24 protein-coding genes are annotated in these 23,379 nt (G+C 62.3%); 7 read left to right on the top strand and 17 right to left on the bottom strand.

Going from position 1 to position 23,379, the window contains the following annotated elements; genetic code table 11:
- From ACF8R3_RS19160 to exbB, 4 genes are all read right to left on the bottom strand, one after another.
- Window positions 1-927, bottom strand: a complete 927-nt coding sequence (locus ACF8R3_RS19160) for a hydrogen peroxide-inducible genes activator (RefSeq protein WP_023532770.1) — start codon at window positions 925-927, stop codon at window positions 1-3.
- 93 nt (window positions 928-1,020) lie between these two features.
- Window positions 1,021-1,752: an energy transducer TonB gene (locus ACF8R3_RS19155; protein ID WP_027913359.1), complete on the bottom strand. Its 732-nt coding sequence runs from the start codon at window positions 1,750-1,752 to the stop codon at window positions 1,021-1,023.
- Window positions 1,749-2,177 carry a TonB system transport protein ExbD gene (gene exbD / locus ACF8R3_RS19150; RefSeq protein ID WP_058602766.1) on the bottom strand — a complete coding sequence of 143 codons (429 nt, stop codon included), beginning with the start codon at window positions 2,175-2,177 and terminating at the stop codon, window positions 1,749-1,751. Before exbD ends, ACF8R3_RS19155 begins: the two co-directional genes overlap by 4 nt.
- 3 nt (window positions 2,178-2,180) lie before the next feature.
- Entirely contained in the window at window positions 2,181-3,143 is a 963-nt protein-coding gene (exbB, locus tag ACF8R3_RS19145) for a tonB-system energizer ExbB (RefSeq protein WP_058638825.1), read from the bottom strand.
- Between the two features lie 165 nt (window positions 3,144-3,308).
- On the opposite strand from exbB, the gene ACF8R3_RS19140 reads away from it, so the two are divergent.
- Window positions 3,309-4,160 carry an SDR family oxidoreductase gene (locus ACF8R3_RS19140; RefSeq protein ID WP_078479354.1) on the top strand — a complete coding sequence of 284 codons (852 nt, stop codon included), beginning with the start codon at window positions 3,309-3,311 and terminating at the stop codon, window positions 4,158-4,160.
- Between the two features lie 55 nt (window positions 4,161-4,215).
- On the opposite strand, the gene ACF8R3_RS19135 is transcribed toward ACF8R3_RS19140, so the two are convergent.
- The 5 genes from ACF8R3_RS19135 to ACF8R3_RS19115 form a co-directional block, all read right to left on the bottom strand.
- Complete coding sequence (locus ACF8R3_RS19135; protein ID WP_078479353.1) at window positions 4,216-4,947, bottom strand: hypothetical protein; 732 nt, start codon at window positions 4,945-4,947, stop codon at window positions 4,216-4,218.
- A gap of 58 nt (window positions 4,948-5,005) precedes the next feature.
- On the bottom strand, window positions 5,006-5,386 hold the full coding sequence (locus ACF8R3_RS19130) for a RidA family protein (RefSeq protein WP_058638828.1): 381 nt from the start codon (window positions 5,384-5,386) through the stop codon (window positions 5,006-5,008).
- A gap of 23 nt (window positions 5,387-5,409) precedes the next feature.
- Window positions 5,410-7,518 carry a bifunctional GTP diphosphokinase/guanosine-3',5'-bis pyrophosphate 3'-pyrophosphohydrolase gene (gene spoT / locus ACF8R3_RS19125; protein ID WP_058638829.1) on the bottom strand — a complete coding sequence of 703 codons (2,109 nt, stop codon included), beginning with the start codon at window positions 7,516-7,518 and terminating at the stop codon, window positions 5,410-5,412.
- A gap of 59 nt (window positions 7,519-7,577) precedes the next feature.
- Window positions 7,578-7,841: a DNA-directed RNA polymerase subunit omega gene (gene rpoZ, locus ACF8R3_RS19120; RefSeq protein WP_012312123.1), complete on the bottom strand. Its 264-nt coding sequence runs from the start codon at window positions 7,839-7,841 to the stop codon at window positions 7,578-7,580.
- A gap of 237 nt (window positions 7,842-8,078) precedes the next feature.
- Entirely contained in the window at window positions 8,079-8,951 is an 873-nt protein-coding gene (locus tag ACF8R3_RS19115; RefSeq protein ID WP_058602769.1) for a LysR family transcriptional regulator, read from the bottom strand.
- A gap of 206 nt (window positions 8,952-9,157) precedes the next feature.
- On the opposite strand from ACF8R3_RS19115, the gene ACF8R3_RS19110 reads away from it, so the two are divergent.
- Together ACF8R3_RS19110 and ACF8R3_RS19105 are read left to right on the top strand one after the other, a co-directional pair.
- Window positions 9,158-10,540 (top strand): glutamine synthetase family protein, encoded by a 1,383-nt coding sequence (locus ACF8R3_RS19110; RefSeq protein ID WP_392516020.1) that lies wholly within the window; start codon window positions 9,158-9,160, stop codon window positions 10,538-10,540.
- A 110-nt stretch (window positions 10,541-10,650) separates the two neighbouring features.
- On the top strand, window positions 10,651-12,192 hold the full coding sequence (locus ACF8R3_RS19105; protein ID WP_392516019.1) for an APC family permease: 1,542 nt from the start codon (window positions 10,651-10,653) through the stop codon (window positions 12,190-12,192).
- A 68-nt stretch (window positions 12,193-12,260) separates the two neighbouring features.
- Here ACF8R3_RS19105 and gmk read toward each other — a convergent pair whose 3' ends face one another.
- Both gmk and ACF8R3_RS19095 read right to left on the bottom strand, forming a co-directional pair.
- Complete coding sequence (gene gmk, locus ACF8R3_RS19100; protein ID WP_058638833.1) at window positions 12,261-12,881, bottom strand: guanylate kinase; 621 nt, start codon at window positions 12,879-12,881, stop codon at window positions 12,261-12,263.
- Between the two features lie 13 nt (window positions 12,882-12,894).
- Complete coding sequence (locus ACF8R3_RS19095; RefSeq protein ID WP_058638834.1) at window positions 12,895-13,758, bottom strand: YicC/YloC family endoribonuclease; 864 nt, start codon at window positions 13,756-13,758, stop codon at window positions 12,895-12,897.
- A 225-nt stretch (window positions 13,759-13,983) separates the two neighbouring features.
- On the opposite strand from ACF8R3_RS19095, the gene rph reads away from it, so the two are divergent.
- A complete protein-coding gene (gene rph / locus ACF8R3_RS19090) occupies window positions 13,984-14,706 on the top strand; it encodes a ribonuclease PH (RefSeq protein WP_023532860.1) in 723 nt (240 codons plus the stop codon).
- A gap of 22 nt (window positions 14,707-14,728) precedes the next feature.
- The gene (locus tag ACF8R3_RS19085; protein ID WP_023532399.1) at window positions 14,729-15,097 is read left to right on the top strand and encodes a DUF4870 domain-containing protein; all 369 of its coding nucleotides are present in this window, start codon (window positions 14,729-14,731) and stop codon (window positions 15,095-15,097) included.
- Between the two features lie 34 nt (window positions 15,098-15,131).
- Here the strand turns inward: ACF8R3_RS19085 and ACF8R3_RS19080 are convergent, their stop codons facing one another.
- Complete coding sequence (locus ACF8R3_RS19080) at window positions 15,132-15,911, bottom strand: exodeoxyribonuclease III (RefSeq protein WP_023532406.1); 780 nt, start codon at window positions 15,909-15,911, stop codon at window positions 15,132-15,134.
- 80 nt (window positions 15,912-15,991) lie between these two features.
- On the opposite strand from ACF8R3_RS19080, the gene pyrE reads away from it, so the two are divergent.
- Window positions 15,992-16,633 carry an orotate phosphoribosyltransferase gene (gene pyrE, locus ACF8R3_RS19075; RefSeq protein ID WP_058602773.1) on the top strand — a complete coding sequence of 214 codons (642 nt, stop codon included), beginning with the start codon at window positions 15,992-15,994 and terminating at the stop codon, window positions 16,631-16,633.
- Between the two features lie 102 nt (window positions 16,634-16,735).
- Here the strand turns inward: pyrE and argB are convergent, their stop codons facing one another.
- The 4 genes from argB to coaBC all read right to left on the bottom strand — a co-directional run bounded on the left by argB (window position 16,736) and on the right by coaBC (window position 20,858).
- Window positions 16,736-17,644 carry an acetylglutamate kinase gene (gene argB, locus ACF8R3_RS19070; RefSeq protein ID WP_023532327.1) on the bottom strand — a complete coding sequence of 303 codons (909 nt, stop codon included), beginning with the start codon at window positions 17,642-17,644 and terminating at the stop codon, window positions 16,736-16,738.
- Window positions 17,645-17,674: 30 nt separating this feature from the next.
- Entirely contained in the window at window positions 17,675-19,066 is a 1,392-nt protein-coding gene (locus ACF8R3_RS19065; RefSeq protein ID WP_375335508.1) for a phosphomannomutase/phosphoglucomutase, read from the bottom strand.
- Between the two features lie 119 nt (window positions 19,067-19,185).
- Complete coding sequence (dut, locus tag ACF8R3_RS19060) at window positions 19,186-19,641, bottom strand: dUTP diphosphatase (RefSeq protein ID WP_058638836.1); 456 nt, start codon at window positions 19,639-19,641, stop codon at window positions 19,186-19,188.
- Between the two features lie 5 nt (window positions 19,642-19,646).
- Window positions 19,647-20,858: a bifunctional phosphopantothenoylcysteine decarboxylase/phosphopantothenate--cysteine ligase CoaBC gene (gene coaBC, locus ACF8R3_RS19055; RefSeq protein WP_023532606.1), complete on the bottom strand. Its 1,212-nt coding sequence runs from the start codon at window positions 20,856-20,858 to the stop codon at window positions 19,647-19,649.
- A gap of 123 nt (window positions 20,859-20,981) precedes the next feature.
- Here coaBC and radC point away from each other — a divergent pair, with 123 nt between their 5' ends.
- On the top strand, window positions 20,982-21,662 hold the full coding sequence (radC, locus tag ACF8R3_RS19050) for a DNA repair protein RadC (RefSeq protein WP_100852697.1): 681 nt from the start codon (window positions 20,982-20,984) through the stop codon (window positions 21,660-21,662).
- A gap of 102 nt (window positions 21,663-21,764) precedes the next feature.
- On the opposite strand, the gene ACF8R3_RS19045 is transcribed toward radC, so the two are convergent.
- Window positions 21,765-23,354 carry an ABC transporter substrate-binding protein gene (locus ACF8R3_RS19045; RefSeq protein ID WP_058602777.1) on the bottom strand — a complete coding sequence of 530 codons (1,590 nt, stop codon included), beginning with the start codon at window positions 23,352-23,354 and terminating at the stop codon, window positions 21,765-21,767.
- Window positions 23,355-23,379 lie beyond the last annotated feature (25 nt).

Genomic DNA, 23,379 nt, shown 5'->3' with positions numbered 1-23,379 from the left:
TCAGGCAGTTTGCTCGGTGGGCGTTTTGGCGACCGAGCACAGGCGGATCGAGTCGGCAAGAATCTCGATGGCCTTGGGCCGCGGGAAACTGGCGCGCCACGCGATCGCCACGGTACGAAATGGCGCTGGTGCTGTCAGCGGACGCACTTCGATCACGCCCGGTGCGTAGTGATGACTGTGCACGGCAGACAGCGGCAGGATGGAGACACCCAGCCCAGAGGCCACCATGTGGCGGATGGTTTCCAGCGAGCTGGATTCGACCGTGGTGTGGCGTGCGCCTTCACCGCCCTTGTTCAGGGTAGGGCAAGCCTCCAGCACCTGGTCACGGAAGCAGTGACCTTCGCCCAGCAGCAACAGGCTCTTGTCGTTGAGCGATGCCGCATCGATGGTTTTCTTCGCCGTCCACGGGTGGTCGGCTGGCATCAGTGCGCAGAAAGGCTCGTCGTAGAGCGGCAGGGTCAGCACGTCGGCTTCGTTGAAGGGCAAGGCGACGATCACCGCATCCAGTTCACCGTTACGCAGCTTCTCACGCAGCACATGGGTGAAATTTTCCTCGATGTACAACGGCATCTGCGGGGCCACACGGTGCAGCTGTGGGATCAGGTGAGGAAAGAGGTAGGGGCCGACGGTGTAGATCGCGCCTACCTTGAGCGGGGCGGTCAATTGGTTCTTGCCGGCCTGGGCCAGTTCGCGGATGCCCTGAGCCTGTTCGAGCACTTTCTGGGCCTGGGCCACGATGCCTTCGCCAACCGGCGTGAGGCGCACCGCGCTCTTGCTGCGCTCGAAGATCAGTACGCCGAGCTCATCCTCGAGCTTCTTCACACCCACCGAAAGGGTAGGCTGGCTCACATGGCAACGCTCGGCTGCATGGCCGAAGTGCTGTTCCTGGGCGAGTGTGACGATGTAACGGAGTTCTGTGAGGGTCATAACGTGCGTCCATGAAGTTGCGAGCCCAGCATAGCGGCTGCAATCGATAGACGCACGTTATCAGACTTGCCGACTTGTGACAGAAACAAAACGTCAGCGGCGGTCCAGTGAGTACACGAACGGCGCGACGACTTCGATCGTCCCGTTGTTCAGCAGCTCAGCTGGCGGTTTGGGTACCTTGCCCGCTCGCCGAATCATTTCCATGGTTGCCCGGTCCAGGGACGCACTACCCGACCCACCGGCCAGTGAATACGACACGACCTTACCCTCGGCATCGACCACGAAACGCAGGCGATTGATGCCCTGCAAGCCTCTGCGCCGCGCGTCTTCCGGGTACCGCTTGTACTTCGCCAGGTGGCGCAACAGGTCACTCTGCCAGGTCGGCAGTGCGGTGCTGTTGGAGGCGACGCTCGGTGCGGGCGCTGCGGACTTCTGCGGCGGCGTATTGCTCGGTGGTGCGTCTACCGTTTCCTTGGTCGGCGGCGCTTCCTTCGGCGGCTCAGGCTTTTTCTCAGGCTTGGGCGGCTGTGGCTTGGCCTTCGGCTTGGGCGGCTTGGGAATGGCAATCTTGGGTTTAGGGGCTTCCACGACCTTCGGCAGCGGGGGTTCTTCGACCGGCGCCGGTGGTTGGGGAACTGCTTTGGGAGGGGGTGGTGGCGCAGGCTCCGGCAGCGGTGCCAGCTCGACCATCATGGCTGCCGGGGGCAGCTCGATGGCCTGGGGCACCGACCAGTTAAGCATGAGCAGCACAGCGACGGCATGGACACCCAGCACAAGCGCCAGGCTGCCGCTGTAACGCGCCAGATTGTGCCGCGTCTTCGTCATTTCTTGGCTGCCGTCTCAAGACCTACCAGACCGACTTTGAGGTAGCCGGCCGCGCGCATGTTGTTCATCACTTCCATCAGGTCACCGTAGTCCACACCTTTGTCGGCCTGGAAGAAGATGGTGGTGTCCTTGTCACCCTTGGTCTTGGCGTCCAGCATCGGGCCAAGGCGCTCGGGCGTTGGGACCGGGTCATCGCCGACATAGAGCTTCTGGTCGGCCTTGACGCTGACGAAGACAGGCTTCTCGGGCCTGGGCGCCGGCTTGGCCGTCGAAGCAGGCAAGTCGACCTTGATGTCGACCGTGGCAAGGGGCGCTGCGACCATGAAGATGATCAGCAGCACCAACATCACGTCGATAAACGGCGTCACGTTGATTTCGTGGTTTTCGGCGAGGTCGTCGCCACCTTCGTTCAGATGCAGGCCCATGGCTTACCCCACTTTCACCATGTGCGGGGCGGCGCGATCGCTGCCCTGATGGTCCAGGTCACGGCTGACCAGCAGCAGCACCTGGGCCGAAGCGTCGGACACCTGTGCCTTGTAGCCGGCGATGGAGCGGGCGAAGACGTTGTAGATGACCACGGCCGGGATGGCGGCAACCAGGCCCAGTGCGGTGGCCAGCAGCGCTTCGGCAATACCCGGGGCGACCACGGCGAGGTTGGTGGTCTGAGTCTTGGCGATGCCGATGAAGCTGTTCATGATGCCCCACACGGTGCCGAACAGGCCCACGAATGGCGCAGTGGAACCAATGGTGGCCAGCACGCCCGTGCCGCTGCTCATATTTCGCCCGCTGGCGTGTACCAGTCGTTCCAGGCGGAAGCTCACGCGCTCCTTGATGCCTTCCTTTTCACGGGCATTGGCCGACAGGCGCATTTCCTCGAGCGCATCGTGAACCAGGGTATGGGCCAGGGTGCCTTGCTTGTCGGAGACTTCGCTGGCTTCCTTGAGGCTGGTCGATTTCTTCAGGCGGGCGATTTCCCCGCGCAGGCGGCGCTTGGCCCCCATCAACTCGAAGCCTTTGGCGATCCAGATGGTCCAAGTGATGATCGAGGCGATGGCCAGGCCGATCATGACGGCCTTGACCACGACATCGGCGTTCTTGTACATGCCCCAAGGCGACAGGTCATGGGCCATGCCGAGCGAGGTATCTTCCACCAGGGCTTGGGCGTCCGGGTCTGCAGCAACCGGAGCCTGTGCAACGGTACCCGGTGCCGCTTCGCCGGCCGGAGCGCTAGCTGGTGCAGCAGCGCTGGCCGCCGGGGCCGTCACTGGGGCAGCGGCATTGGGCTCATCGGCCATGGCGACCGGGGCCAGCGCCAGGCTGAGAATCAGCGCAGCGGTGGCACGCCAGGCGCGCGATGGGGTTGGCGAAGCGGAAGGTTGGGTACGTGTCATGCTGGCCGGACCTGATGAAGATGATGGGTGAGCGTTCTTCAAGGCCTCGAGGCAGGCCGAGAACAATTTGGCCGCCATTATTGCAAGTAATTCTTGTTAACAAAAGTAATATTGTTGCTTTTTCTCCTGCAGACGGGCTGAGCAATCGGCCCTAGAGGGCTTCAGATGTCTGACTTGAGTGTGTTGATCGTAGGATGTGGGGACGTCGGCAGTCGCCTGGCTCGGCAGATGCTGACGCGTGGTTGGCAGGTCAGCGGCCTGCGCCGTTCGGTGGCGCAGTTGCCTGATGGCGTAGCGCCGATTGCGGCTGATCTGTCGAACCCGAACATCCCAGCTGCCTGGCCTGAGCGGGCACCTGACTACGTGGTGTATTGCGTGGCTGCCAGCCAGCATGACGAGGCAGGGTATCAGGCGGCGTATGTCCAGGGGTTGCGTCACGTGCAGCGCTGGCTGGCCGAGCGTGGGCAACAACCCCGACGCCTTTTGTTCGTGTCCAGCAGCAGCGTGTTTGGGCACAAGGGTGGGGAGTGGGTTGATGAGCAATCGGCCACCGAACCTGAGGGGTACTCGGGGCGCATCATGCTCGAGGCTGAAAGGCTGGCGCTGTCCGGTGCTGCGCCAGCCAGCGTGGTTCGCCTGACCGGCATCTACGGGCCAGGTCGAGAGTGGCTGTTGCGTCAGGTGCGTCAGGGTTATCGCGTCGCCGAGCAACCGCCGTTGTATGGCAACCGTATTCACGTGGACGATGCTGCCAGCCTGCTGGCATTTCTGCTGCAATGCGACAGCCAAGGCAAGGCGCTGGACGATTGCTACATCGGCGTGGACGACAGCCCGGCACCGCTGGCCGAAGTCGTGGCCTGGCTGCGTGAACAGTTGGGGGTTACGCAGTGGTCCGATGAGGAGCGTGTGCGTCGCACGGGCAGCAAGCGCTGCAGCAACGCCCGCGCACGGGGGCTAGGCTGGTCCCCGCAGTACCCCAGTTACAAGGAAGGCTACGCAGCGATCCTCGGGCAATGATCCCCTGGCCGGCGCGCAGGTAGCTTGCGTTACCTGCGCGCCGGCTGGGGTATCGTCAGTTGTGTTGCAGCAGCCACTGGCGCTTGCCGGCTGCGAGCATCGGCATTTCATCCGGCTGGGCGCGGTTCACCGCCTGGAAGATTTCCAGCTGATTGCCATTGCGCTTGATGATGAACGGGGCCCCGCGCTGGTTGCGCTCCAGCCACAGGCTGTCATTGCTGCCGCCCATCGTTGCGCAATCACCGGCCAGGCACAGGGCGAAACGATCCGGACCGGGCAGGCCGGTGACGTTGCCGCTGTCGCTGAACGTTACGTTGGCGCCCTTGCCTGGGCCCTCCATGATTGTCCAGGCGCCGCCGAGATAAGCCTGGTACAGCGCCTGCTCGAAGCTGCTGCCCAGTGGCGCATTGTTGCCACTGGGCGTCTTGGCACGCTCGAAGCGCTGTTTCGCGCCTCGCTGGTCGACTGTTTGCAGTTCGTCGCCGTCCAGCGACAGTTGCTCGGTGGCACCGCCTTCGAAGGTGGCCAGCCACTGCTTGTCATTGGCGCTGAGCTGACCATCCGAGGCCTCGAACCCGTTGCTATAGCTGGCGCGCTGGGTAGCAACATCGAGCTTCCACTCGAAGACCGGGCCATGCTCATTCAGGGCCTGGCGAAGGTTGCCTTGCTTGACGGCCGCAGTGATGGCGTCCTGGTTGATCCAGGTGCCGTTGAAGTCTTCAGGTTTGTGGCTGGCGCAGCCGCCCAGGACCAGGGCTGCCAGCGTAAGAGGCAATGCTATGCGCATGTCGGGAACCTTCCAGGAGAGGGAAAGGCGGCGAGTGCAATGCCCGCCGCCTGGGGCATCACTCGATGACGAGGATGGCGTCCATCTCGACCTGCGCGCCTTTTGGCAGCGCGGCCACGCCGATGGCGGCGCGAGCGGGGTAGGGCTGCTCGAAGTAGCGACCCATCACCTCGTTGACCTTGGCGAAATGGCTCAGGTCGGTCAGGAAGATGTTCAGCTTGACGATGTCCTTGAACGAACCGCCTGCTTCTTCCGCCACAGCCTTGAGGTTCTCGAACACCTGGACGGTCTGGGCCTCGAAGCCTTCGACCAGTTCCATGGTCTTGGGGTCCAGTGGGATCTGGCCAGACATGTACACGGTGTTACCGGCCTTGATCGCCTGCGAATAGGTGCCGATGGCGGCAGGGGCCTTGTCGCTGTTGATGACGGTCTTGCTCATGATGACTCCTTGCGGTTGGCGGACTACGTACGCATGCGGGTGATGCGAACCACACCGGTCAGGGTACGCAGCTTCTTGATCACACGCGCCAGGTGCACGCGGTCGTGCACGCTGACCACCAGTTGGACCACGCTGATACGGCCGTCGCGTTCGTCCATGCTGATCTTCTCGATGTTGCCATCGGCCGCGTTGACGCTGCTGGCCAGCAAGGCAATCAGGCCGCGCTGGTGCTCCAGCTCTACGCGCAACTCGACGTTGAATTCGCCAGTGATGTCCTTGGCCCAGGAAAGCTGGACGCATTTCTCGGGGTTGTGGCGAATTTCACTGATGTTTCGGCAGTTCTCAAGGTGCACGACCATGCCCTTGCCCGCCGAAAGGTGACCCACGATCGGGTCGCCCGGAATCGGCGTGCAGCACTTGGCATAGCTGAGCACCAGGCCTTCGGTACCGCGAATCGCCAGCGGACCTTCGGGGGCCGGCAGTTGCTCGCCTTCTGCAGACAGCAGACGGCGCGCGACCACGTAGGCCATGCGGTTGCCCAGCCCGATGTCTTCAAGCAGGTCTTCGATCAATTCCAGGCGGTATTCGCTGAGGATGGCCTGCACGCGCTCGCGGGGAATCTGATCCAGCGCGCTGTCGAAACCAGTCAGTACCTTGTTGAGCAGCCGCTCGCCCAGGCTGATGGATTCGGAGCGGCGCTGCTGCTTGAGCGCATGGCGAATATGTGTGCGCGCCTTGCCGGTGACCACGAAATTGAGCCACGCCGGATTGGGTCGAGCCCCCGGTGCGCTGACGATCTCTACCGTCGAGCCACTCTGCAACGGCTCGGAGAGCGGTGCCAGGCGCCGGTTGATACGGCATGCGATGCAGCTGTTGCCAACGTCGGTGTGCACTGCGTAGGCGAAGTCCACGGCAGTGGAACCCTTGGGCAGCTCCATGATGCGGCCTTTGGGCGTGAAGACGTACACCTCGTCCGGGAACAGGTCGATCTTGACGCTCTCGATGAACTCCAGCGAGTTGCCTGCACGTTGCTGCAATTCAAGGATGCCTTTGACCCACTGCCTGGCACGGGCATGGTTGCCCTTGGGCTGCTCATCCCCATTGGCCTTGTACAGCCAATGCGCAGCGATACCGTTATTGGCCATCTCTTCCATTTCGCGCGTACGGATCTGGATTTCGATGGGCACGCCGTGCATGCCGAACAAGGTGGTGTGCAACGACTGATAGCCGTTGGCCTTGGGAATGGCGATATAGTCCTTGAACCGCCCTGGCAGCGGTTTGTACAGGTTGTGCACGGCACCGAGGACGCGGTAGCAGGTATCGACCTTGTCGACGATGATGCGGAAGGCATACACGTCCATGATCTCGTTGAAGGCGCGACGCTTGCCGCGCATCTTCTTGTAGATGCCATAGAGGTGTTTTTGCCGGCCACTGATCTCGCCTTCGATACCGTCGGCAGCCAGGCAGTTGGCCAGCGACTGCTCGATCTTGGCGACGATTTCCTTGCGGTTGCCCCGTGCACTTTTGACGGCGCGATGAATCAGCGACGAGCGCATCGGGTGCATGGCCTTGAAGCCAAGGTCTTCGAACTCGACGCGTACCGTGTGCATCCCCAGGCGGTTGGCGATGGGGGCGTAGATCTCGAGGGTTTCCTTGGCAATCCGGCGTCGCTTCTCGCCGGACAGCACTTCCAGGGTGCGCATGTTATGCAGGCGGTCGGCCAGCTTGACCAGGATCACGCGAATGTCGCGTGCCATGGCCATGGCCATTTTCTGGAAGTTCTCGGCTTGCGCCTCGGCCTTGGTTTCGAAGTTCATCTGGGTCAGCTTGCTGACGCCGTCCACCAGCTCGGCAACCGTCTCGCCAAACTGCTGGCTGAGGGCTTCCTTGGCAATGCCGGTGTCTTCGATCACGTCATGGAGCATGGCTGCCATCAGGCTTTGATGGTCCATGTGCATGTCGGCAAGGATGCTGGCCACGGCCAACGGGTGCGTTACGTAGGGCTCGCCACTGCGGCGACGTTGCCCATCGTGCGCTTGTTCTGCGTAGAAGTAGGCACGCCGTACCAGGTTGACCTGTTCGGGGCCCAGGTAAGTCGACAGCCGTTCGGCCAAGGCCTCTATACCCGGCATGGCTTAGCCTCCTGCCGAGATAGGGGGCCTTGCGCCTTGCGACGTCGACCGGGCATCAATCAGACAGCCTCGTTCGACTCGTCCTCGAACGCGGCAAAGACCGGATCCTCGGTGACAATTTCTTCAGCGGCGATGAATTCGTTGGTCACGATGCCTTCGGCGATTTCGCGCAGGGCAACGACGGTGGGCTTGTCGTTTTCCCACGCAACGCGTGGCTCTTTACCGCCGGTCGCCAGCTGGCGAGCGCGCTTGGTCGAGAGCATGACCAGCTCAAAACGGTTATCCACGTGTTCCAGACAGTCTTCAACAGTTACGCGGGCCATGGTCTTCCTCAGTAGCAAATGCGGTAGGCGTGCAGCCCATTAGTGGGCAGGCGGACTCGATAGTATAAAAATTCACCAGCCAATAGGGAAGCGCTGTTTTGTCGAGCGCCGCCGTGCGGTGCGCTGCGAGTCATTCAGGTACTGCGGTGCATGCCCGCGTTTGCCAGGCCTGACGATACCTCTGGGGCGCAGTGCAAGGACCGCCATAGACGCCTTGCAATGGCCCCGACAATAACCTCAGAGCATTGCGTCGCGCAACCGCGGGGTGAGCTCCTCGAAAAGGGTTTGGACCGAGCGCAGCGCGCGGCAGTCCGGTCGGGTCAAGAGCCACAACTGGGTGTCGCAACCTGGCAGCGGCCCGCTGAGTGCATCGACCCCTGGCAGGCTATGCACCATGTAGTCCGGCAGCGCTGCCACGCCCAGGCCAGCGGTGACCAGTTGGGCAATGGTGGACATGCCGCTGCACTGGTAGCGCGGGCTCAGGCCAGGGTGTTGCTGGTTGCGCCAGACCACCGTCGGATGGTCCTGCATGGCGTCATCCGGCGCGATCCATGGCACCGCGCTGGCGCTTTCACCGAGGCGGTCGCGCCACTGAGGTTGGCCACATATCACGTAGGACGTTGACCCCAGGTTGCGCCCCACCAGGTGTTCGGGAGGCGTGTTGGTCAAACGCAGGGCGATGTCTGCATCTCGCCGGCTGAGGTTGGCGAACACGTTTGAGGTGCCCATCTCCAGCGACAGCGCGGGGTAATTCTGCATGAAGTCGGCCAGTGCAGGCAGCAGCAGGCTGTGCATGACGGCCTCAGTGCAGGTCAGGCGCACGGTGCCGCTGACGACCTGTTCACCGCTGGTCATGGCAATGCGCGCCGCCTCGAGTGCTTGCTCGGCGCGCTCGGCCTGCTCGGCGAGGGCCTGTGCAGTATCGGTAGGCAAGTAGCCTTTGCGGCTCTTGACGAACAGAGCCGTGCCCAGCGCCGACTCCAGGCGGCGTATCGACCGGAAAACGGTCGATACGTCCACTTTGAGCAACTCGGCCGCCTTGGCCAGAGAGCGCCCGCGTTCCAACGCCAGAACCAGGGAAAGATCGGCATGGGTAATTTGATATTGCATTGGTGCACGCTCTCGTTGCCGAATTGCCAATGTCTGTTGCGTGAGAGCCATTTTATAGTGAAACGACCCCCGGGAATCAATGCGCCCGCTGCGGTTACCAATCCCCACGATGGGAAAGTGAAAAGAACAACAGCTGCAACCATCGTCGCCTACCAGGCGCCAGCCGTCTCTCCACATCGCCGCAGCCCAGCAAAGGATGTACAGCCATGACGTCGGTAGCCCCGTGCGCCCGTTCCTCACGCGAGATGAATGACTTCCTGCAGGCACACCCCGACACCCAGTACGTCGACTTGCTGATTGCCGATATGAATGGAGTCGTGCGCGGCAAGCGCATCGAGCGGGCCAGCTTGCACAAGGTGTATGGGCGAGGCATCAACCTGCCGGCATCGCTGTTTGCGCTCGACATCAACGGCGCCACCGTAGAAAGCACCGGGCTGGGCCTGGATATGGGCGATGCCGATCGCATCTGCTACCCCATTGCCGATACGCTTGCGCACGAGCCCTGGCAGAAGCGTCCCACCGCCCAGTTGCTCATGACCATGCACGAACTGGACGGTCAGCCGTTCTTCGCTGATCCGCGCGAGGTCTTGCGTCAGGTCGTGAGCCGGTTCGACGCGCTGGGCCTGTCCCTGTGCGTTGCGTTGGCGCTCGAGTTCTACCTGATCGACCAGGACAACCTCAATGGGCGACCGCAGCCGCCGCGCTCGCCGTTATCCGGCAAGCGTGCCCATTCGACCCAGGCCTACTTCATCGACGACCTGGACGAGTACGCCGACTGTTTGCAGGACATTCTCGAAGCGGCAAAGGCCCAGGGCTTGCCGGTGGATGCCATCGTCAAGGAAAGCGCACCTGCGCAGTTCAAGGTCAATCTGCATCACGTGGCTGACCCTCTGAAAGCTTGTGATCAAGCGATCCTGCTCAAGCGCCTGATCAAGAACGTTGCCTACGACCACGAAATGGACACGACATTCATGGCCAAGCCCTATCCCGGCCAGGCGGGCAGTGGTCTACATGTTCACCTGTCGCTGGTGGAAAAACACAGCGGCAGGAACCTCTTTGCAAGCGAAGACCCACTGAGGTGCGACGCGCTGCGCCATGCTATCGGCGGCATGCTGCAGACGCTCCCTGCGTCCATGGCCTTCCTGTGCCCGAACATCAATTCGTATCGCAGGTTCGGCGCCCAGTTCAATGTGCCAAATGCCCCAGGCTGGGGCTTGGATAACCGTACCGTCGCCCTGCGTGTACCGACAGATAACAGCCGAAGCACGCGTCTGGAACATCGCGTGGCAGGTGCAGACGCCAATCCCTACCTAATGCTTGCTGTGATTCTTGCTGGCGTTCACCATGGCCTGACCCACCAGATCGAGCCGCAGGCGCCCATTGAAGGCAATGCTTTCGAGCAACTGGAGCAGAGCCTTGCGAACAACCTGCGCGACGCGTTGCGTGCGCTGGAAGACAGTGACGTACTCAGGCAATACATCAGTGCGCACTACATCGATGTCTTCGTGGCCTGCAAGGACAGCGAGCTGGCCGAATTCGAGGCGTCGATTTCCGACCTCGAATACAACTGGTACCTGCACACGGTGTAGCGCCAAGGCGCCTGCATGAGGCCAGGGGAAGGTTTCGCAGCGGGCTCTGAGTGGGCAGGCCTTGGCGAGAGGCTTGTTAAAAACAATTCCAACATCTACGGCTGATACTCATGAGCGATTACACAGAAGCCGGCCGCCCACCCGATGTGGCGGCTGGCGAAAGCATCCAACAGGGTAGCAAGGGCCTGGCCAAGGGCCGATTGGGGCTGTTGGCCAGCGTGGTGCTGGGCATCTCCACCATTGCGCCGGTCTACACCCTTACCGGCGCCTTGGGCCCGACCGTGCGCGAGGTCGGGGCTCACCTGCCGGCGGTGTTCATCGTCGGGTTCCTGCCTATGCTGCTGGTCGCCCTGGGCTATCGCGAGCTGAATTCGGCCGAGCCGGACAGCGGTACGTCGTTCACCTGGTCGGCGCGAGCCTTCGGCCCGATGATCGGGTGGATCGGCGGTTGGGGGCTGGTGGTGGCGACTACTATCGTGCTGTCGAACCTGGCCGGTGTGGCGGTGGATTTCTTCTACCTGTTCCTCGGCCAGATCACGGGCAACCCTGAACTGGCGGCGCTTGCCGACAACTTGCTGATCAACATCGTGACCTGTTGCGTGTTCATTGCCTTGGCCGTATGGATCTGTTGCCGAGGCATGACCACGACCATGACCGTGCAGTACGGTCTGGTGGCGTTGCAACTGCTGGTACTGGTGGGCTTTGCCTTCGCAGCGTTCGGCGAAACAACGGCGCCACCGCCCCTGGCGTTCGATTTCGCCTGGTTCAACCCGTTCGGGGTTGAATCCTTCTCGGCGTTCGCCGCCGGCCTATCGTTGTCGATCTTCATTTTCTGGGGCTGGGACGTATGCCTGACCGTCAGTGAAGAGTCGGTAGGCAGCGAAGAGGTTCCGGGCAAGGCAGCCACCTGGACCGTGCTGTTGATTCTGGGCCTGTACCTGCTGACGGCCATTGCCACCTTGCAGTTCGCCGGCATCAGCGAGTCGGGGCTGGGCCTGAATAACCCGCGCATCCAGGAAAACGTGTTCGCTCACCTGGCCGGCCCGGTCATGGGGCCGCTGGCAATCCTGATGTCCATCGCGGTACTGGCCAGCACTGCCGCTTCCTTGCAATCGACCTTCGTCTCGCCTGCGCGCACCCTGCTTGCCATGGGCTACTACGGGGCGGTACCGCAGAAGTTTGCCAAGGTCTGCCCGCGCTCACAGACGCCGCGTTACGCCACGATCTGCGCCGGGGTGGCCGCCGGACTTTTCTACTTCACCATGCGCACGCTCAGCGAGAACGTACTGGCCGACACCATCACCGCCCTGGGCATGATGATCTGCTTCTATTACTCACTCACGGCCTTCGCCTGCGTCTGGTATTTCCGCAGCAGCCTGTTCGGCAGCCTTCGGCATTTACTCATGCGCGGGCTGTGCCCTTTGGTGGGCGGGGTGATTCTGTCGGTGATCTTCGTGCGCACGGCCATAGACAGCGCCTCGCCGGACTTCGGCAGTGGCTCGCACGTGGGCGGGGTCGGGCTGGTGTTCGTGATCGCGGCGATCATCTCTGTCCTGGGGATCGTGTTGATGCTGATGTCCCGGCTGCGAGCCCCGGCCTACTTCCTGGGGGCTACGCTGCGTCAGCACGCCACTTTGCCGTTGCAGGACTGACCAGGGCCAGGGCCTTGCCTAAGACGTGCTGAAGGTTATGCAAGGGCCTCCCAGGAGGCCCGTGCACATCAGCCGATCAACTGCTCGAGCAGTGCCCCATGACGGTGTTGCTGCTTCTTCAGGAGCAGCCGATTGGCACGGAACACGGCCTTCAAGTCCGCCAGTGCCGTATCGAAAACATCGTTGATGATCACGTAGTCGTACTCGTTGTAATGCACCATCTCGCTGACGGCCTCTTTCATGCGCCCGGCGATGATCGCGTCACTGTCCTGGCCTCGACCATCAAGGCGCTCGCGCAATGCGGCCTGGCTTGGCGGCAGGATGAAGACCGACAGCGCCTGTGGCATCAGCTTGCGCACCTGCTGCGCGCCTTGCCAGTCGATTTCCAGGATCAGGTCGAAGCCTTGGTCCAGCGTCTGCTGCAGGGCGCTGCGCGAGGTGCCATAGAAGTTGCCGAACACCTCGGCATGCTCCAGAAAATCGCCCTGTTCGATCAGTGCCCTGAACGCATCATGCTCGACGAAATGGTAGTTCACACCATGCTGCTCGCCAGGACGCATGGCGCGGGTAGTGTGCGAGACGGAAACACGGATCTGCTTGTCGTCCTGGGTCAGGGCGTTGACCAGGCTGGTCTTGCCGGCGCCGGACGGAGCGGAAACGATATAGAGGGTGCCGCTGGTGTGGTTCATGGTCGGTGTGGCCTTACTCGATATTCTGTACTTGTTCACGCATCTGTTCGATCAGTACCTTCAAATTGACCGCCGCCTGCGTGCTGCGGGGATCGAAGGCTTTGGAACCGAGCGTGTTGGCTTCGCGATTGAGTTCTTGCATCAGGAAATCCAGACGACGCCCGGCGGCACCTGCACCCTTGAGTACGCGTCGTACTTCGGCTACATGGGTGTCTAGGCGATCAAGCTCCTCGGCCACGTCGCTCTTCTGGGCCAGCAGGACCATTTCCTGTTCCAGGCGCTGCGGGTCGATTTCAACCTGAAGGTCGTTGAAGCGGTCCAGGATCTTCTGACGTTGCGCGGCCAGCATCTGCGGCACCAGCGCTCGCAGCGTCGTGACCTCTTCGGCCATGCTGTCCAGGCGCTCGTTGATCAGACGGGCCAGTTCCTGGCCTTCGCGCTGACGCCCGGCCTTGAGTTCGGCAAGCGCGTCGTTGAACAGTGCCATGGCCTGGGCATTGAGTGCCTGTGGGTCGCTGGCATCAGCGACCAATACGCCCGGCCAAGACAGCACTTCCAAGGGGTTGAGCGGCGCCGGCTGCTGGATCAACGCCGCCACTTGCTCGGCGGCGGCCACTAGCTGCGCAGCGCGCTCGCGGTCGACCTGCAACGGCTTGCCGCTGCTGTCCTCGTTCAGGCGCAGGGTGCACTCCACCTTTCCTCGGGAAAGGCCTTGGCGCAGGCCTTCACGCACGCCACCTTCAAGGTCGCGCAGGGCGTCGGGCAGGCGCAGGTGCGGCTCCAGGTAACGGTGGTTGACCGAGCGCAGCTCCCAGACCAGGGTGCCTTGGCTGCCGGCGCGCTCGACCCGTGCGAACGCGGTCATGCTGTGCACCATGGGGGTACCTCGCGTATAGGTTGGACATTGCAGCCTGCTGGCTGCGAGGCGCAGGATTGTAGCGCACTGGGGCCTTGCGGCCCAATGCGCCGCTGCGCCTGAGCGACGGACAGGACCGCCGCAAATGCAGGCGCGCTGGACCGTCAGCGACGATAGGCGTGTCCTCACTAGGCTACGGGCTCTATAATGCCTGCCAGATTCAATGTCCCAGTACAGGTATCCCAGATGAAACGTCCAAGTGGTCGCGCCGCCGATCAGCTCCGCTCGATCCGCATCACCCGCAACTACACCAAGCACGCCGAAGGGTCGGTACTGGTCGAGTTCGGTGACACGAAAGTCATCTGCACGGTCAGCGTGGAAAACGGCGTGCCGCGCTTTCTCAAAGGCCAGGGCCAAGGTTGGTTGACCGCCGAATATGGCATGCTGCCACGCTCGACGGGTGAACGTAACCAGCGCGAAGCCAGCCGTGGCAAGCAAGGTGGTCGCACGCTGGAGATCCAGCGCCTGATCGGCCGTTCATTGCGTGCGGCACTGGACATGAGCAAGCTCGGTGACATTACGCTTTACATCGATTGCGATGTCATCCAGGCCGATGGCGGCACCCGCACAGCCTCCATTACCGGTGCCATGGTTGCCGTCTGCGATGCCCTGGCCGTGATCAAGAAGCGTGGTGGCCTGAAGGCGGGCAATCCGCTCAAGCACATGATCGCCGCCGTGTCGGTGGGTATGTATCAGGGTGAAGCGGTGCTCGACCTGGACTACCTGGAGGACTCGGCAGCCGAAACCGACCTGAACGTGGTCATGACCAGCGCTGGCGGGTTCATCGAGGTGCAAGGTACGGCAGAAGGTGCGCCGTTCCAGCCAGAAGACTTCAACGCCATGCTTGCCCTGGCGCAGAAGGGCATGGACGAGATCTTCCAGCTGCAGCAAGCCGCGCTGGCAGACTGAACCTGATCAGGAGGGTGCAGGCATGACCGATCCGAATCTTTCGATCATCCCGCCCAGTGCCGAGGTCAGGCAGTGGGCGATGCTCTGCCACCTTTCCGCGCTCCTTGGCCTGGTGATCCCGCTCGGGCACCTGCTGGGGCCGTTGGTGCTGTGGCATCTGAAGCGCGAGCAGGACCCATTCATCGATGCGCAAGGCAAGGAAGCGCTGAATTTCCAGATCAGCGTGACCGTGGCAGGGTTCATCTGCCTCCTGCTGATATTCGTGGTGATCGGGCTGGTGCTGTTTGCCGTGCTGTCAGTGGCGGTGATGATTCTGATCGTCATTGCTGCGGTACGGGCCAACGAAGGCAAGCCTTACCGCTACCCCATGATCTGGCGACCGATCAAATAGCCAGGTGGGGCTGCAAGGCAGCCCCACTGGTTGCTCAGATGGTCAGCGTCCAGTCGTAGTCGACGATCAGCGGCGCATGCTGGGAGAAGCGCGGCTGGCGTGGCAAGCGCGCGTTGCGCACGAAGCGGCGCAGGCCGGGGGTAAGGATCTGGTAGTCGAACCGGTAGCCCAGGTTCAGCATTTCGGCCTGCTCGTTGTCCGGCCACCAGCTGTACTGGTCACCCTCACGGCTGACTTCTCGCAGGGCATCCACGTAACCCATCTCGCCGGTAATGGCATCCATCCAGGCACGCTCTGGCGGCAGGAAGCCCGGCGACTGCTGGCTGTCACGCCAGTTCTTGATGTCGAGCTTCTGCTGGGCCACATAGAACGAGCCGCAATAGATGTACTCGCGGCGCTTGCGACGCTGCTTGTCCAGGTACTTGGCGAAGTCGTCCATCAACTTGAATTTCTGGTTCAAGTCTTCATCCCCGTTCATGCCCGAAGGCAAGAGCAGGCTGGCAATACTGACTTTGTCGAAATCTGCTTGCAGGTAACGCCCGTAACGGTCGGCTGTCTCGAAGCCCAGGCCGGTGATGACTGCCTTGGGCTGCATGCGCGAATAAAGGGCCACACCACCTTGGGCAGGCACCTCCGCGTCGCAGGCATAAAGGAAATAGCCATCGAGCTGGAAAGCTGGGTCATCGAGTTCAAAGGCCGAGGCGCGGGTATCCTGAAGGCAGATGACGTCGGCATTCTGGGCCTGTAGCCAGCTGAGCAAACCACGCTCGGCCGCAGCCTGAATGCCATTAACGTTCACACTGATGATCCGCATAAATGGCCCCATAAATCTCGTGCGTGTATGATACCCGAGCTCAACCCATTTAGCTAAATCCGTGGTGTCCGGGACTTTCCATGCAGCCGTATCAGCGCGACTTCATCCGTTTTGCCATCGATCGCGGGGTCCTGCGTTTCGGTGAATTCACTCTCAAGTCTGGGCGTACCAGCCCGTACTTCTTCAACGCCGGCCTGTTCAACACAGGTTCGGCGCTGGCCGAGCTGGGGCGTTGCTACGCCGCCGCCATCGTTGACAGCAAGATCTCGTTCGACGTGCTGTTCGGCCCGGCCTACAAGGGTATTCCCCTGGCCGCGACCACTGCCGTCGCGCTGGCTGACCAGCATCGGCAAGACGTGCCCTGGTGCTTCAACCGCAAGGAAGCCAAGGACCACGGCGAAGGCGGCAGCCTGGTCGGTGCGCCCCTGGCAGGCGATGTGCTGATCATCGACGACGTGATCACTGCCGGTACCGCCATTCGCGAAGTCATGCAGATCATCAAGGCACAGCAGGCCAACGCCGCTGGCGTGCTGATCGCATTGAACCGTGAAGAGCGTGGCAATGGTGAGCTCTCGGCCATCCAGGAGGTGGAGCGCGACTTCGGCATACCGGTGGTCAGTATCGTCTCGCTGACTCAGGTACTGGAGTTCCTGGCTGACGATCCGCAACTCAAGCAGCACCTGCCGGCGGTTGAGGCCTATCGGGCGCAGTACGGGATCTGACCCAGGGCCTGGAAGCGAAAAAGGCGACCTCGGTTTGAGGTCGCCTTTTTTGTGTCGCCAGTTTGGCCCTGTCACCGGTTGCCGGCGACAGGGCCATGCAGGTCAGGAAAGCGACTTGTGGTTGGTGATCAAGGTACCCACGCCGCTGTCGGTGAAGATTTCCAGCAGCACCGCGTTCGGCACGCGGCCATCGATGATGTGTGAGCTGTTCACGCCGCCTTGCACCGCATCCAGGGCGCATTTGATCTTCGGAAGCATGCCACCGTAGATGGTGCCGTCGGCGATCAGCTCGTTGACCTGCTCTGTGGTCAGCCCGGTCAGGACCTGGCCCTGCTTGTCCATCAGTCCGGCGATGTTGGTCAGCAGCATCAGCTTCTCGGCCTGCAGCGCTTCGGCGACCTTGCCTGCTACCAGGTCAGCATTGATGTTGTAGGACTCGCCATTGATGCCGACGCCGATGGGGGCGATCACGGGAATGAAATCACCCTTGACCAGCATGTTCAGCAGGTCGGTGTTCACGCTCACCACTTCACCCACATGGCCGATGTCGATGATCTCGGCGGTGGTCATTTCCGGCGTCTGGCGGCTGACGGTGAGCTTGCGTGCACGGATCAGCTCCGCGTCCTTGCCGGTCAGGCCGATGGCGCTGCCGCCGTGCCGGTTGATGAGGTTGACGATGTCCTTGTTGACCTGGCCGCCCAGTACCATTTCCACAACGTCCATGGTCGCCGAATCGGTCACGCGCATGCCGTCGATGAAATGGCTTTCGATGGAGAGACGCTTGAGCAGATCACCGATCTGCGGGCCGCCACCGTGCACCACCACCGGGTTGATGCCCACGGCCTTCATCAGCACGATGTCGCGGGCGAAGCCCGTCTTGAGCTCCTCGCTTTCCATCGCGTTGCCGCCGTACTTGATCACCAGCGTCTTGCCGACGAAGCGGCGAATGTAGGGCAAGGCTTCGGACAGCACTTCGGCTACGTGGGTGGCGGCATCGCGATCGAGGGTCATGCAGGGCTCCTGTGAGGGCCAGATAGTCGGTCAGAACGGCAGTTGCAGGTCAGGCTCTACCCGCAGCAACTGCGTGCGAAAAACATCCTTGATACGCTGCAACTCGGCCTCGCTGTCGGCCTCGAAACGCAGTACCAGAACCGGCGTGGTGTTGGAGGCACGCACCAGGCCCCAGCCCTGTGCATAGTCCACTCGCACACCGTCGATGGTGGTCAGGCGCGCGTCACCCCAATCGGCGTCGCGTTGCAGTGCATCAATGATGCTGAATTTACCTTCGTCGGTCACATCAATATTGAGTTCCGGCGTGGAAATATCGTTGGGGAACGCGGCGAATACGGTTTCGGCACTCTGCTCGGTCTTGCTGAGGATTTCCAGCAGGCGCGCAGCGCTGTAGATGCCGTCGTCGAAACCGTACCAGCGTTCCTTGATGAAGATATGACCGCTCATCTCGCCTGCCAGCAAGGCGCCGGTCTGCTGCATCTTCTTCTTCATCAACGAATGACCGGTCTTCCACATCAGGGTACGACCGCCCAATCGTTCGATCAGGGGGATGAGGCGTCGGGTGCATTTGACGTCGAAGATGATTTCGGCGCCTGGGTTGCGAGCCAAGACATCCTGGGCAAACAGCATCAGCAAGCGGTCGGCGTAGATGATGCTGCCGGCCTCGGTTACCACACCGACGCGATCCGCGTCGCCGTCGAATGCCAGGCCCAGGTCCGCACCCGTGCGCCTGACCGTGTCGATCAGCACCTGAAGGTTTTGCGTCTTGCTGGGATCGGGGTGGTGGTTCGGGAAGTTGCCGTCCACTTCGCTGAACAGCGCAATCACCTCGCAGCCCAACGCTTCGATCAGTTGCGGTGCGATCACGCCAGCGACGCCATTGCCGCAGTCCACGACCACCTTGAGCTTTCTGGCCAGTCTCACGTCACTGACGATCCGCTGGAAATAGCGCTCCAGAATTGCTACCTGTTGCACATGCCCTGTGCCCAAGGTCAGGTCATTGGCCTGCAAGCGGCCGAGCAGCGCCTGGATCTGCTCGTTGGCCAGGGTGTCGCCGGCAATGACGATCTTGAAGCCGTTGTAGTCTGGGGGGTTGTGACTGCCGGTGAGCATCACGCCCGACTTGCTGCCTAGTACGTGGGTGGCGTAGTACAGCGCCGGCGTGGGCACCAGACCGAGGTCGTTCACATGGCAGCCTGCCTCGACCAGGCCGCGGATCAGAGGCTCGACGAGCAGTGGGCCGGACAGGCGACCGTCGCGGCCCACGCTGACCTGGGGTTCGCCCATGGCCAGGCTCTGTGCGCCGACGGCGCGGCCTATCCAGTAGGCGGTATCGGCGTACAGCGTCTTGCCGACGATGCCGCGGATGTCGTAAGCGCGAAAGATACCTGGCGGCAAGTGGGCGCGAACCGCCGGGGCCATGTCGTTCATCTGGAAAACCCCATCAGTCAGAAGCGCTCGGTTGCAGGCGCACGCAGAGCGCTTGGACGAAGGTTACGGCCCGGAGTTCGCCATCCGTGGCGATTTCGCTCATGTCCGGTTCAACGGGTGCCGGAATGACCAAAGCCACCGGCGCCGCGCTGGCTCTGGTCGAACGACTCGACGATCTCGAACTGCGCCTGTACCACGGGCACGAGCACCAGCTGGGCGATACGCTCACCGACTGCGATGGTGAAGGTGGTGGTGCCGCGGTTCCAGCACGACACCATCAGCTCGCCCTGGTAATCCGAATCGATCAGCCCAACCAGGTTGCCCAGCACGATGCCATGCTTGTGGCCCAGGCCCGAGCGCGGCAGCACCAGTGCGGCAAGACCCGGGTCGCTGATATGGATGGACAGGCCTGTCGGAATCAGCACCGTCTGGCCGGGTTCGAGCACCGTGTCTTGCGCGAGCAGGGCGCGCAGGTCAAGGCCAGCGGAGCCCGGCGTGGCGTATTGCGGCAACGGAAATTCGGTACCCAGGCGTGGGTCGAGGATCTTGGCTTGTAATGCGTGCATGTAACTTATTGAACCTGGTTGAGCCGTTCGGCGATGAAGGCAACCAGCTGGCGGGCGATCTTGCCCTTGCTGGTCTGCGCGAAGAGGGTCTGGTGCTGCTGGCGATCAATCACGGTCAAGGCGTTCTCTTCACTGTTGAAGCCGATGCTGGGGTTGGCCACATCGTTGGCGACGATCAGGTCGAGGTTTTTATCCTTGAGCTTGCGCGTGGCGTAATCGAGCAAGTGTTCGGTCTCGGCGGCGAAGCCGACACTGAAAGGGCGGTCGGTGCGACCGGCCAGGGTGGCAAGGATATCGGGATTGCGCACCATCTGCAGCAGCATGCCATCGCCAGTCGTGGGATCTTTCTTCAGTTTTTGTGGCGCTATCACCTCTGGGCGGTAGTCCGCCACCGCCGCCGACGCGATGAACAGGTCGCATGGCATGGCCGCCTCACAGGCCGCCAGCATGTCCCGCGCGCTGACCACGTCGATACGGCTGACCCTGTCGGGGGTGGGCAGGTGCACAGGGCCGGTCACGAGGGTCACCCGAGCCCCGGCTTCGGCGGCCGCCTCGGCTAGGGCAAAGCCCATCTTCCCGGAGCTATGATTGGTGATGTAGCGCACCGGGTCGATGTTCTCCTGGGTGGGGCCGGCGGTGATCAGCACGTGCTTGCCGGTCAATGCCTGGCGCTTGAAGCTCTCGGCGGCGCACCAGGCCAGGTCGGTGGCCTCGAGCATGCGGCCCAGGCCTACGTCGCCACAGGCCTGGCTGCCCGAGGCAGGGCCGAACACCTGAATGCCGCGGCTCCTGAGCACCTGGAGGTTGGCCTGGGTGGCAGCGTCACGCCACATGGCCTGGTTCATGGCCGGGGCGACGGCAACGGTGGCATCGGTGGCCAGTACCAGGGTCGTCAACAGGTCATCGGCCATGCCCTGGGCCAGGCGTGCCATGAGGTCGGCGGTGGCCGGAGCGATCAGTACCAGGTCAGCCCATTTGGCCAGCTCGATATGGCCCATGGCCGCCTCTGCTGCCGGGTCGAGGAGGTCCAGGTGCACCGGGTGGCCGGACAGCGCCTGCAAGGTCAGCGGCGTGATGAATTCAGCGCCACCGCGGGTCATGACGACACGCACCTGGGCGCCGTGCTCCAGGAGTCGGCGGATCAGTTCGGCGCTCTTGTAGGCGGCGATGCCACCACCGACGCCAAGAACGATGCGCTTGCGATACAGCCGCTGCATAGGGTTGCCTTTTTCCAGTGAAAGCGGGCGGCGACAGGAACTGCGTGCGGCAGAACGTCGCATGTACGAGGGCAAATAGATTAACACAGGGCCGAAATGGGCCGCAGCAAGGGCAGGGCAGCGATGAACATCAGGGAATGGCCGGCTCAGGATCGGCCAAGGGAAAAGCTACTGCAGCGTGGGGCGGGGGTGCTGTCTGACGCCGAGCTGCTGGCTGTGCTGCTGGGGTCAGGCGTTGCAGGGCGCAATGTGCTCGACCTGGCGCGCGGCCTGCTGGTGCGCTTTGGCGGCTTGCGGCCGTTTCTCGAGGCCGATCGGCGGGCGGTCTTGCGCGAGCCTGGCATAGGGGAGGTCAAATACGCACAGCTGCAGGCATTGCTGGAAATTGGTCGCCGCTACCTCGATGAAGGGATCACCCGCGCAGCGGCGCTGGAGGAACCCCAGGCCGTACGGCGCTACCTCAAGGCCATGCTGCGCCATGAACCCAGCGAGGTGTTCGGTTGCCTGTTTCTGGACACCAAGCACCGACCGTTGGCGTTCGAGATCCTGTTCAGGGGTACCATCGACCGAGCCAGTGTCTATCCGCGGGAAGTGGTGCGGCGTGCATTGATGCACAACGCCGCGGCGCTGATCCTCTGTCACAACCACCCTTCGGGCAACAGCGAACCCAGCAAAGAGGATGTGCACCTGACTCTTTCGCTCAAGCGTGGGCTGGCCTTGATCGATGTACGTGTGCTGGATCACATCATCATTGGCGACGGGGAGCCGCTGTCCATGGCCGAGCACGGGTGGGTCGTGGCTTAGGGCACGCCACCGCGAGCGCGGCGCAGTTCAGGATGACCTGTCATGACTGGGGTAAGGGTGGCGCCTTCCCCGATCACCGCAACGCTCAAGCGTGATCGAGGCCTACTTGGTCACGCTCACCTTGCTGAAGTCCAGCCGGCCGAACGGGTTGACCTGATAACCCTCGACACCCTGACGCAGCAGGGCCGCCGCCGTCGGATGCGCCAATGGCACCCACAGCGCCTGCTGCTGGATCAGGGTCTGCGCCTGCTGGTACAGCCGGCTGCGCACGCTCTGATCATTGGTGGTGCGACCGGCACTGATCAGCTGATCCAGGCGATTGTCACAGAACCGCGCGAAGTTGGTCCCGGATTTGACCGCTGCACAGGAGAACTGCGGGGTGAGGAAATTATCCGGGTCGCCGTTGTCGCCTGCCCAGCCCATGAACAGCAGGTCATGCTCGCCGGCCTTGGCGCGGCGGATGAGTTCGCCCCATTCGATCACCCGAATTTCAGCCTTGATGCCCACCTTGGCGAGATCAGCCTGCAGCATCTGCGCGCCCAGGCTAGGGTTGGGGTTGAGCAGGCTACCGGAAGGGCGTGTCCAGATCGTTGTGCTGAAGCCGTCCGCCAGACCGGCCTTGGCCAGCAGGGCCTTGGCTTTCTTCACATCCAGTGGGTAACCGGGCAGGTCCTTGGCATAGCTCCAGGTATTGGGCGGATACGGGCCATTGGCCGCAATCGCCGAGTCTTCGAAAACAGCTTTCACGTAGGCCTGTTTGTCGAAGGCCAGGTTGATGGCCTGGCGCACCTCTGGCTTGTCCAGTGGTGGGTGCTGGCTGTTGAGCGCGATGAATGCCGTCATGAACGCTGGCGTGCTGGCCACCTTGAGGCTGCTGTCCTGGCTGGCCTCGGCAATGTCCAGTGGCTTGGGCGACAGGGCTACCTGGCACTCGTTGCGCTTGAGTTTCTGCAGGCGCACGTTTGCATCGGTGGTGATGGCGAAGATCAGTGGGTCGACGGCTGGCTTGCCGGCAAAGTAGTCAGGGTTGGCGCGATAGCGCACCACCGCGTCCTTCTGGAACCGCTGGAAGACGAATGGCCCGGTGCCGATGGGTTGGCTGTTGAGTTTCTCGGGCGTACCTGCCTTGAGCAACTTGTCGGCATATTCGGCTGAATAGATTGAGGCAAAGCCCATGCTCAGGGTGGCCAGGAAGGTCGCATCCGGGTGGGTAAGGGTAAAGCGCACGGTATTGGGCGCCGGCGCGTCGATCGTCTTGATCAGGCTGCCCAGTTGCAGCGACTGGGCATGGGGGTAGCCGCCGGGCGCTGTCTTGTGCCAGGCGTGAGCGGGGTAGAGCATACGCTGGAAGCTGAACAATACGTCGTCGGCATTGAGCGTACGGCTGGGCTTGAAATAGGCAGTGGTATGGAATTTCACGTTGTCGCGCAGGGTGAAATCGTACACCAGGCCATCGGCCGACACCGTCCAGCTGGCGGCCAGGCTCGGCACCACCTTGCCTTTGCCTGCGTCGAATTCCACCAGGCGGTTCATCAGCACATCGGCCGTGGCATTGGTGGTGGTCAGCGAGTTGTACTGCACCACGTCGAAGCCTTCGGGGCTGGCTTCGCTGCAAACGCTCAGTGGCGCTGCCTGGGCTGCACCTACGGCAAGCAGGGAGGTGAACAATAAGGAAAGGGCGGCGGCACGCATGGTGGCTCCTTGGCTGTCAGTGGCC

The sequence above is a fragment of the Pseudomonas sp. FYR_7 genome (genome assembly GCF_043106155.1).
GTDB lineage: Bacteria > Pseudomonadota > Gammaproteobacteria > Pseudomonadales > Pseudomonadaceae > Aquipseudomonas > Aquipseudomonas parafulva_B.
The sequence above is the reverse complement of the archived record's forward strand: the minus strand, read 5'-3'. Positions and strand labels throughout refer to the sequence as shown.

Coding starts and splice junctions, on each gene's coding strand:
- ACF8R3_RS19085 (WP_023532399.1), top strand. CDS start 14,729: ATGACCGATCCGAATCTTTCGATCATCCCGCCCAGTGCCGAGGTCAGG.
- gmk (WP_058638833.1), bottom strand. CDS start 12,881: ATGAACCACACCAGCGGCACCCTCTATATCGTTTCCGCTCCGTCCGGC.
- rph (WP_023532860.1), top strand. CDS start 13,984: ATGAAACGTCCAAGTGGTCGCGCCGCCGATCAGCTCCGCTCGATCCGC.
- exbB (WP_058638825.1), bottom strand. CDS start 3,143: ATGACACGTACCCAACCTTCCGCTTCGCCAACCCCATCGCGCGCCTGG.
- spoT (WP_058638829.1), bottom strand. CDS start 7,518: ATGCCGGGTATAGAGGCCTTGGCCGAACGGCTGTCGACTTACCTGGGC.
- argB (WP_023532327.1), bottom strand. CDS start 17,644: ATGACCCTCGATCGCGATGCCGCCACCCACGTAGCCGAAGTGCTGTCC.
- ACF8R3_RS19115 (WP_058602769.1), bottom strand. CDS start 8,951: ATGCAATATCAAATTACCCATGCCGATCTTTCCCTGGTTCTGGCGTTG.
- ACF8R3_RS19155 (WP_027913359.1), bottom strand. CDS start 1,752: ATGACGAAGACGCGGCACAATCTGGCGCGTTACAGCGGCAGCCTGGCG.
- ACF8R3_RS19130 (WP_058638828.1), bottom strand. CDS start 5,386: ATGAGCAAGACCGTCATCAACAGCGACAAGGCCCCTGCCGCCATCGGC.
- ACF8R3_RS19140 (WP_078479354.1), top strand. CDS start 3,309: ATGTCTGACTTGAGTGTGTTGATCGTAGGATGTGGGGACGTCGGCAGT.
- exbD (WP_058602766.1), bottom strand. CDS start 2,177: ATGGGCCTGCATCTGAACGAAGGTGGCGACGACCTCGCCGAAAACCAC.
- ACF8R3_RS19045 (WP_058602777.1), bottom strand. CDS start 23,354: ATGCGTGCCGCCGCCCTTTCCTTATTGTTCACCTCCCTGCTTGCCGTA.
- ACF8R3_RS19065 (WP_375335508.1), bottom strand. CDS start 19,066: ATGGCCCCGGCGGTTCGCGCCCACTTGCCGCCAGGTATCTTTCGCGCT.
- ACF8R3_RS19160 (WP_023532770.1), bottom strand. CDS start 927: ATGACCCTCACAGAACTCCGTTACATCGTCACACTCGCCCAGGAACAG.
- pyrE (WP_058602773.1), top strand. CDS start 15,992: ATGCAGCCGTATCAGCGCGACTTCATCCGTTTTGCCATCGATCGCGGG.
- rpoZ (WP_012312123.1), bottom strand. CDS start 7,841: ATGGCCCGCGTAACTGTTGAAGACTGTCTGGAACACGTGGATAACCGT.
- ACF8R3_RS19110 (WP_392516020.1), top strand. CDS start 9,158: ATGACGTCGGTAGCCCCGTGCGCCCGTTCCTCACGCGAGATGAATGAC.
- ACF8R3_RS19105 (WP_392516019.1), top strand. CDS start 10,651: ATGAGCGATTACACAGAAGCCGGCCGCCCACCCGATGTGGCGGCTGGC.
- coaBC (WP_023532606.1), bottom strand. CDS start 20,858: ATGCAGCGGCTGTATCGCAAGCGCATCGTTCTTGGCGTCGGTGGTGGC.
- ACF8R3_RS19095 (WP_058638834.1), bottom strand. CDS start 13,758: ATGGTGCACAGCATGACCGCGTTCGCACGGGTCGAGCGCGCCGGCAGC.
- ACF8R3_RS19135 (WP_078479353.1), bottom strand. CDS start 4,947: ATGCGCATAGCATTGCCTCTTACGCTGGCAGCCCTGGTCCTGGGCGGC.
- dut (WP_058638836.1), bottom strand. CDS start 19,641: ATGCACGCATTACAAGCCAAGATCCTCGACCCACGCCTGGGTACCGAA.
- radC (WP_100852697.1), top strand. CDS start 20,982: ATGAACATCAGGGAATGGCCGGCTCAGGATCGGCCAAGGGAAAAGCTA.
- ACF8R3_RS19080 (WP_023532406.1), bottom strand. CDS start 15,911: ATGCGGATCATCAGTGTGAACGTTAATGGCATTCAGGCTGCGGCCGAG.